Raw genomic sequence first — 2,491 nt, 5'->3', positions numbered from 1 at the left:
CCATCCTCACTCTCGACAACCCCGCTGACCTGCATCAATGACTTTGCGGGTCACCCTGGGACTCTCCCTCCGGACCCGTGTTGGAGATCCACAACTTCTGACGCAGCCCCTTGAMCTGGGAATACGCCTCAACGGCATAGTCGCGGAGGTAGTCMCGGAGGRAAGCAACCGTCTGATCGGATCTGGACAGGTCCCACAGAATAATCGAACAGTACATCTGACTCCTTGGTGGAACGGCTTTTCTTCACTCTTTCCTCAGACACTTTCAAGTGATCCTTGAGTTGAACTCGACTTCCTTGCGCACGGCCGGGATGAGTCATATAGTCCCCGATGGATCGCCATTAGTTTACGATAAGAGACTCGCCGAGAAGGAACTTGGGATGCCCGCTAAGAAGAAACTCTCCGCCGTCGTGCGAATCCAGCAGGAGGGTGGAAACGCCAACGTCGCCAAGATTGGCCAGGCTCTCGGTACCTATGGCGTCAACATCGTCGGGGTGATGAAGGAGTTCAACGAAGCCTCGGCGATCCACCACGGGCTGCAGGTCTCGGCAGATGTTTCGATCTTCGAGGACCGCTCCTTCGAGCTCTCCGTCAAGTCGCCCGCCACGACCAGTCTGCTGCTCCAGGCCGCGGGTGTCCGCAAGGGCAGTCCGAGGCCGCATGCCGAGCACGCTGGTGCGGTCACCGTCAGCCAGCTCCGTGAAATCGCCAAGGTCAAACTGCCCGACCTCAACGTCGATTCGATGGAAGCGRCGGAAAAGATAGTGGCTGGAACGGCGCGCTCCATGGGAATAAAGGTCACCGGTTGAAGTGGGCCGCGGCCGGCGGAACCAACGCGGGGAGACAGGATGGCATTGGGTATCGAAGACCGGCTCGAGCRCAATCGACTCGCGACTCAGCTGGCTGGCGCGGCCCTGACGCATTTTCTGGCGGATGACGAGAAAAGCGTGGCGGCGTGCATCCGGCAGATACCGGATCCGCCCGGACCCTGGGTCGGCATGCTGCGCTTCGCGGCCTTGGCGGTCGCGGTCATCGCCGAGGACAGTGGCGTGGAGCAGCGGGACGTCGCCCAGCAGCTCCTACTCAGGGTCGCTGAGCTCCAGGAGTGAGTGGTACGGGGGGGTCGAGGACTCGTTGTCTTCAGGGGAGGGCCTCCTCGATCCAGCCCCTGATTGTGGTGTGGTGGGCAGCCCAGGCGCCCCACACCTGCGCCGCCCAAGCTCTGAGCAGGGTCTCGTACTCGCCGGCATCATCGGCGGGGGCGAGGTCGGCGATTGTCATCCGGCCGTGGAGCAGTACGGGGTCGAGGTCCAAGGGGTGGAACACCGGTCGGGCGACCATGCGCCGGTGCAGGCGCGGTCCTTYCCTCGGGTCGGCCCCGTCCTCCAGGAACAGACACAGCGTCATCAGGCAGATGGACAGGCCCTGCACCCGACGCGGCTGCGACCAGTCGACGTGCTGCGCGGTGTAACTGTCGACCAGCAGCTGGTGGGAGGAGTAGCGGGCGGGGTCGTTGTAGGACCGGCCGAGCATCTCCGTGTACAGCAACCAGCACCCGGCCGAAGCCGCCGCCGCCTGGCCGGGTATCTGCTCCGGTGGCTCCGGCAACATGAGCCCGCAGCCGGGGCAGTCCCGCGCCGGCCCCGCCGAAAAGCCCATCATTCGGCTTTCACCTGCCTTTCAGTGCCAGTCGCGCCCAGCCACGCACTGTCTCGTGTTGGGCCGACCAGGACCGCCACACGGCCTCGGCCCAGTCGCCGAGGCAGGCGGCGCGCTGTTCAGGGGCCACGGAACGGACATCGGCTACGGTCATGTCGCCCATTCGCTCCGGCGGAGGCAGATAGGGCCAGGCACTCGCGCCCAGAAGCGGCAGGACAGTACGGCTCATCCTGTTTAACCGCGTCATCAGCTGCGCCGCCGGCAGCCGCTCCTCGATATGCAGACACAGCGACGTCAGGTGCACTGCCACGGACTGGCGCTGCCGCAGCTCGTGCTCCGCCCCTCCGGGGTGCTGTGCCGCATAGCAGTCCAAGGCCAGCCTCAGCTCCGCTTGGGCCAGGTTCTGAGCGGTCACCTCGCCGTACAGCTGCCAGCACCCCGGGGAGGAACACATGTAGGCATGGACAGGCCCGGATACGTCCGACACTTCGGCGCCGCATCCGACGCAGACCACCGTCGGCATGTCGCTGACCGCCCGTTCTCTTCGACCGAAGACTGACAGCCCCTCCGTGGACCTTATGCCAAGCCGGGCGGCACGCCCGCTCGTTCCGGGTCTGTAAAGTTACCGGTGCAACTGTGGCGAATCGGACTACCTGCGGCCTGCGGTGAGCCGGCCGTCGAACGCGACGTCGAAGGCGTTGAGCGCGCCCTTCCAGCGGATCACCCAGCGCTTACGGCCAGGGCTCCGGCGAGGTAGCGCAGCGTCATAGTTGGTAGCTGTTGGTAGCCTGCCTGGTGATCACTTCTGGGCATCCGATGGGCGATTGATTGT

The 2,491-nt window shown here is 64.6% G+C and carries 4 protein-coding genes; 2 read left to right on the top strand and 2 right to left on the bottom strand.

Translation table 11 applies throughout. From position 1 onward, the window contains the following. Positions 1-380 precede the first annotated feature (380 nt). Entirely contained in the window at positions 381-809 is a 429-nt protein-coding gene (locus tag Manayef4_RS02565; RefSeq protein ID WP_070130504.1) for a 50S ribosomal protein L11, read from the top strand. 138 nt (positions 810-947) lie between these two features. Beyond that, a complete protein-coding gene (locus Manayef4_RS24715; RefSeq protein WP_175443301.1) occupies positions 948-1,109 on the top strand; it encodes a hypothetical protein in 162 nt (53 codons plus the stop codon). A gap of 31 nt (positions 1,110-1,140) precedes the next feature. On the opposite strand, the gene Manayef4_RS02555 is transcribed toward Manayef4_RS24715, so the two are convergent. Together Manayef4_RS02555 and Manayef4_RS02550 are read right to left on the bottom strand one after the other, a co-directional pair. Then, on the bottom strand, positions 1,141-1,662 hold the full coding sequence (locus Manayef4_RS02555; RefSeq protein ID WP_139139973.1) for a DUF5946 family protein: 522 nt from the start codon (positions 1,660-1,662) through the stop codon (positions 1,141-1,143). A gap of 7 nt (positions 1,663-1,669) precedes the next feature. Then, the gene (locus Manayef4_RS02550) at positions 1,670-2,182 is read right to left on the bottom strand and encodes a DUF5946 family protein (protein WP_011438483.1); all 513 of its coding nucleotides are present in this window, start codon (positions 2,180-2,182) and stop codon (positions 1,670-1,672) included. Positions 2,183-2,491: the final 309 nt, after the last annotated feature.

Origin of the sequence: Frankia sp. CgMI4 (assembly GCF_001756285.1) — a bacterium.
In the GTDB taxonomy this organism is placed as follows: Bacteria; Actinomycetota; Actinomycetes; order Frankiales; family Frankiaceae; genus Frankia; species Frankia casuarinae.
This window is presented reverse-complemented; position numbering and strand designations above follow the sequence as displayed.

Excerpts from the sequence above, each read along its gene's own strand:
- Manayef4_RS02550 (WP_011438483.1), bottom strand. The coding sequence starts at position 2,182 with ATGCCGACGGTGGTCTGCGTCGGATGCGGCGCCGAAGTGTCGGACGTA.